Source organism: Robinsoniella sp. (assembly GCF_034124845.1).
The window spans coordinates 1-4,550 of the sequence record NZ_JAWYAJ010000315.1 but is presented as its reverse complement, the minus strand read 5'-3'; the positions used below and the strand labels follow the sequence as shown (position 1 = coordinate 4,550).

The window sequence follows — 4,550 nt, the reverse complement described above, 5'->3', positions numbered from 1 at the left end:
ATTTGTTTTGGGCGAATTATCCATTGTTTGTCAGTCCTCCTCTTACTTTAAGGCAATTTTCTTTGCAGCGCAAGAGGGGGTAAATATATTTTGAAAAATATATGATAATGTCTTACGGCAAGTATAACAATGCCTTATTTAATTAATTGTCAGTTGGAAATGATCTGGCTGAACAGCCAGTATTAGAATGTTTTCATACAAATATCATATCACAATAATATACTGAGCGCAACATATTTTTTTATTAGGTTACTAATTAATTTATAGTCAATTTATATCGCACATTTTTTATGCTACAAATAAGAGCAGTATTTTTATATATGATACCAAATAATGCCAGTAGACATCTTACATTTAAAAGTTTTTGAAAGTTCCATTTATTGCATCTGATATGATAGTATGATAAACTTATTACAATTTAATGGAAAACGCGATAAAATAATATGATATATTATTGTAATCATAAAATTATGAAAGGAGTTCATATCTATGAGAAAACCAAGTGAATATGCATCCTGTCAGACTCAAAATGCCTGGGTGGATTTTTCCAAAAGGCTGGAAGCAGTATCCCGCGGCAGCTATTGCGGTGATATCAATGAATATATGGATTTTTGCAGAAAAGATCTTTTGGAGACTACAAGGGCAGATGCTGACCGATATTATGAGAATCTGCTGTCTAAAGTGAGAAATGCAAAAATGAAAGCGACGACAATGGGGAAAAAAATCCGGGAGATTCATAAATTCTCGGAGTATATTACCCATGAAAAGACTAAATATCAGGCGCCTGGTGCTTTTGATGATTTTTTTTATGAATATTTAATCAGGCTGGTTTCTGCAGATCAGCTGGTCAGCCCTGTTCCAGTGGAACATTTGGATGCACTTTTAAAAGCAGCAGAGTGCAATACTATGTACTATACCATGTTGGTTTTATTCGGCCGCATGGGCCTTTCTTCTACGGAGGTCTGCGCTTTAAAACCCAATGACCTTGTGGCTGACCCCAATGGTGTATTTATGATATTAAGGGAAAGTGATGAAATGCGATTTGTGCCGGAAGATGTAGCTGCCGTTCTGGAACATTATTTAAGTGTTCGAAAGGACTGTGAATATCTTTTTTATAACCGTTCACAGAATAAATTAAATGTACAGTACTGCCATTTAATGATGAAAAAGCTCACGGAGGAAGCGGGGGTACCGGGATACAGTGCCAGGGATCTTAGAAATACCTGCGGCAGTATTATGTTTGCATATGGTGCCAAGCCGGAGCAGGTTGCAAACCAGCTTGGCATCACCCAGATGCATATAAAGCGCTATGACAATGTGGTATATTCTGACAATCTCAGTAAGGCGGCAAACGATCTTGTAAAAATCAAGATTGAACCGCCCAAAACTTGAAACAGCAGATATCAATTTTCAAACAGACTAAAGTGTAACATCCTTTGTATAGTCAATCTCATTAAACCGAAATCCGAACATATGATAAAAATCGTCCCAGTAACCGGTCATGTCCGCAAATTGGTTTATATTATCAGAATTAACCTGTTCCCAATATTCCATTACCTGGGATTGAACATCTTCCTTCATTTCATAATCATCCAGACGGATGCGGCCTTCATTGTCAACGATGGGGCAGCCTTGATTCAATTTTTCACGGAACAGCCGGTTGATTTGTTCAATGCATCCTTCATGCAGGTTCTTGTCCTTCATTACCTTGTAAAGTATTGCCATGTACAGCGGCACAATAGGGATGGCAGAACTTGCCTGGGTGACAAGGGCTTTGTTGACGGATATACAGGCATGTATTCCTTTGTCCGCGAATTGCTTGTTAATCTGAAGTGAAGTGTCATAAAGGTGTTTCTTTGCGATGCCGATGGTTCCATTATAGTATACGGGATAGGTCAGCTTTGGACCTATGTAAGAATATGCAATTGTCCGTGCATTTTGTTCCAGAACATCAGCATCAGAAAGTGCCTTTATCCAGTCCATCCAGTCTTCGCCGCCCATAACTTTAACGGTTGCCGTAACTTCTTCTTTCGATGCAGGATGAATTGTGGCTTCAGATATAGTATTATCTTTCAGATTCAAAGATTTATTTGTAAAATCCTGTTCTACGGTTTTCAGGGTGGAAGTGTAAACAGTACCGTCAGCTGTGGTTCTTCGCGGAGCTGCTAGACTGTAAACAACCATATCAATTTTACCCAGATCCTTTTTAATCATATCAATGGTTTCCAGCTTAATTTTTTCGGAAAATGCATCCCCATTAATAGTTTTCGCATAATATCCATCAGCCTGTGCGATTTCTTCAAAAGCTTTTGTATTATACCAGCCAGGTGTAGCGGTTCTGCGGGGCGGAGTGGCAGGCTTTTCAAACATAATGCCAAGGGTCGAAGCATTGCTTCCATAAGCAGCGGTGATCCGGGATGCCAGACCATAACCTGTGGAAGATCCAATGATCAGGACTTTTTTTGGCCCAGTTGTACTTCCAAGTTTTTTCGTATATTCTATTTGTTTCATTACATTTTCACGGCAGCCGTCCGGATGAGCGGTAGTGCAGATAAATTCTCTAACTTTAGGTTCAATTATCAATTCAGTTCCCTCCTTATAATAGATACTTTGAATATCAAAACAAATTCTACCATATTCTAAGGGAAAAGCCAATACATATTTGCATATGGAATCCCAAGGAATATAAATGATAGAAGTTAAATACTCTTAAATATGATAGTATGAAATTACAAATCATATTTAAAGAGTCCGCTCCGCGGAAATTATCAGGGGATGGGAAGCCGGTAACCCCCACTGCATTTCCTGTTGACAAATCCCCCTCACCGACCTACTATATTTTTATCATTCCTGCCATAATTGACTGCATGTTGGTATCCCATATTTGCACGTTAGTACCAGCACTATTGCCAAAGGCTAAAAATACCTTATACTGGAGGAAATAATGAAAATAAAATTTGAAGAGGATTTGTCCCGGGAAGATATAGAGGTTCTCGTAAAATATGCCAGATGGAATTCCACGGTCAGGCGGATTGCCGCCTTTATGGAGTCAGTTGATAAAACAGTAAAATGTACTTCTGATGCAAGTGAATTGTGGGTGAATGCAGGTGATATCTATTACATAGAGAGTGTGGATAAAAAAACATTTGTATATTGCCATGATTCTGTGTACCGCTCAGAATTACGCTTGTATCAGTTGATGGAAGAGCTGGGAAATGCAGGATTTGTCCAGGTAAGCAAAGCCTGCATTATTAATCTGCAGGTGCTGACTGGAATTCGACCGCTGCTGAACAGCAGAATGGAAGCTACTTTAACCAATGGTGAAAAGATTAATATTACCCGTAAATATGTGGCTTCCATACGGGAAAAATTACAGGAGAGGTGACAGCAAATGAAAAGTATAATGAAAAATTGTCTTGCAACTACGGGACTTTCACTGGTACTGCTGGCATTTGTTGCAACACTCTACCATGCACGTTTTTTATTTATTGTAAGTGTATACCAGACATTGCTTGCGAATATGATCATTCATCTGGGTCTTGTCTTATTACAGCGATTTGAAAGCCGGTATTTTATGGTAGAAATCGCAGTGGAAATCGGTTATGTGCTGGTTGTTTTGATTTTATCGGGGTATTTTTTTGGCTGGTACAGCAGTACACCCCTTTGGGTATTGATATTTTTGGGAATTGCAGTATATGCGATCGGATGCTTTATCGGTATGTTCCGAATGCGTACAGATGTGGATTATATTAATCATCAATTAGATCTCCGAAAGAACAGAATAAATGATAAATAAATTATAGAAGCTTTTAAATAGAAATATATGAAATATAGTAATCTTAATTTTAAATATAGAAAGAGGCAGGGTATGTCATTCATATTAAAGGCAGACAGTATTACGAAAACATTTGCTAAGGAAAAGGTGATAAATGGAATTACACTGGAGATAGAAGAGAACACCTTCAGCGTTTTGCTTGGACCCAGCGGATCCGGAAAATCTACCCTGCTGAATATACTTTCCGGGCTTCTGACACCTTCTTCTGGAACAGTAAGCCACAGAGGGAAAGATATCACGGCACTGTCGGAAGAAAAGCTTGCGGAATGGAAGCGGTCATTTACAGGAAATATTTTTCAAAATTATCTTCTGCTTAACAACCTGAATGTTCGGGAAAATATCGAGATAGGGATCAATAAGGGGAGGGATGCATTGGATTTTCGCCAATTGACTGAGATTTTGGAAATAGATCATCTACTGGATAAGTTTCCTGCCCACTTATCCGGAGGACAGCAGCAGCGTGTTGCCATCGCCAGGGCAGTGATTAAGAAACCTGATATACTTTTTTGCGATGAAGCAACCGGATCTCTGGATGAAGCCAATAGCAAAAAGGTAGTATCTCTTCTGCGAAGTCTGCAGAGAGCATTTGGAATAACGGTGTTATTTGTAACCCATAATATGCAGATTGCAGAAACTGCAGACCGCATCATAACGATCAAAGATGGGCGGATATATAAGGACCGGCATCCGAAAGATCCGATTCAACCGGAAGAAA

At 39.0% G+C, this 4,550-nt stretch carries 5 protein-coding genes; 4 read left to right on the top strand and 1 reads right to left on the bottom strand.

Translation table 11 applies throughout. The features are described from left to right. Positions 1-489: 489 nt before the first annotated feature. Positions 490-1,392 carry a tyrosine-type recombinase/integrase gene (locus ACH2DQ_RS15935; protein ID WP_394911868.1) on the top strand — a complete coding sequence of 301 codons (903 nt, stop codon included), beginning with the start codon at positions 490-492 and terminating at the stop codon, positions 1,390-1,392. A 27-nt stretch (positions 1,393-1,419) separates the two neighbouring features. Here ACH2DQ_RS15935 and fabV read toward each other — a convergent pair whose 3' ends face one another. After that, positions 1,420-2,583, bottom strand: a complete 1,164-nt coding sequence (gene fabV / locus ACH2DQ_RS15930; protein WP_394911867.1) for an enoyl-ACP reductase FabV — start codon at positions 2,581-2,583, stop codon at positions 1,420-1,422. Between the two features lie 361 nt (positions 2,584-2,944). Here fabV and ACH2DQ_RS15925 point away from each other — a divergent pair, with 361 nt between their 5' ends. From ACH2DQ_RS15925 to ACH2DQ_RS15915, 3 genes are all read left to right on the top strand, one after another. Beyond that, entirely contained in the window at positions 2,945-3,385 is a 441-nt protein-coding gene (locus tag ACH2DQ_RS15925; protein ID WP_395027395.1) for a LytTR family DNA-binding domain-containing protein, read from the top strand. A 6-nt stretch (positions 3,386-3,391) separates the two neighbouring features. After that, the gene (locus tag ACH2DQ_RS15920; protein ID WP_394911864.1) at positions 3,392-3,796 is read left to right on the top strand and encodes a DUF3021 family protein; all 405 of its coding nucleotides are present in this window, start codon (positions 3,392-3,394) and stop codon (positions 3,794-3,796) included. A 72-nt stretch (positions 3,797-3,868) separates the two neighbouring features. Then, the coding region (locus tag ACH2DQ_RS15915) for an ABC transporter ATP-binding protein (protein WP_395027393.1) at positions 3,869-4,550 on the top strand (682 nt) is incomplete at its 3' end.

Excerpts from the sequence above, each read along its gene's own strand:
- ACH2DQ_RS15935 (WP_394911868.1), top strand. The coding sequence starts at position 490 with ATGAGAAAACCAAGTGAATATGCATCCTGTCAGACTCAAAATGCCTGG.
- ACH2DQ_RS15920 (WP_394911864.1), top strand. The coding sequence starts at position 3,392 with ATGAAAAGTATAATGAAAAATTGTCTTGCAACTACGGGACTTTCACTG.
- ACH2DQ_RS15925 (WP_395027395.1), top strand. The coding sequence starts at position 2,945 with ATGAAAATAAAATTTGAAGAGGATTTGTCCCGGGAAGATATAGAGGTT.